At 76.9% G+C, this 610-nt stretch carries 1 protein-coding gene; it reads right to left on the minus strand.

Annotation, left to right across the window (positions count from 1 at the left end):
* Window positions 1-40: 40 nt before the first annotated feature.
* The coding region (locus tag ACYVE9_RS30100; RefSeq protein ID WP_461031024.1) for an ROK family protein at window positions 41-610 on the minus strand (570 nt) is incomplete at its 5' end.

The following is a 610-nucleotide window of genomic DNA, read 5'->3' on the forward strand; positions in this document are numbered from 1 at the left end:
GACCGCCCCGCGGCCCGCGCGGGGCGGCACCGCCCCCGGCCTACTCCTCTTCCTGGAGCACGGACGGGTCGTCCAGTACGGGCTGCCATGCCAGTTCGGCGGCGCCGACCAGGCTGTTGTGGTCCAGCGTGCAGGCCAGCACCGGCACTCCGCCGCTGCGGCCCCACAGGCTGCGCCCCGCGACCGTCTCGCGCAGCCGCTCCGGGTCGGCCAGCAGCAGTTCGCGGTGCAGCCCGCCCAGGATGATCCGGTCCGGGTCGAGAATGTTCACCAGCCCGGCGAGGCCCAGCCCGAGCCGGTCGATGAGCTGCCCGGCGGCGGCCCGCACCGCCGGGTCGGTGGCGTGGTGAGTCCGCAGCAGGTCCCGCGCCTGCGCCAGCAGCGAGACCTCGGGGCCCGGGTCGCGTCCGGCGGCCTCCAGCAACGCCAGCGGGTCGGTCTCCACGTCCAGGCAGCCGCGGCTCCCGCAGTGGCAGGGACGGCCCTGCGGGTCGACGGTGAGGTGCCCGACCTCCAGGGCCAGGCCGGAACTGCCGCTGTGCAGGCGCCCGTCCACGACCAGCGCGCCACCCACCCCGCGGTGGCCGGTGGCCACGCACAGCAGGTGGCG

It is taken from the genome of Streptomyces sparsus (assembly GCF_054776295.1).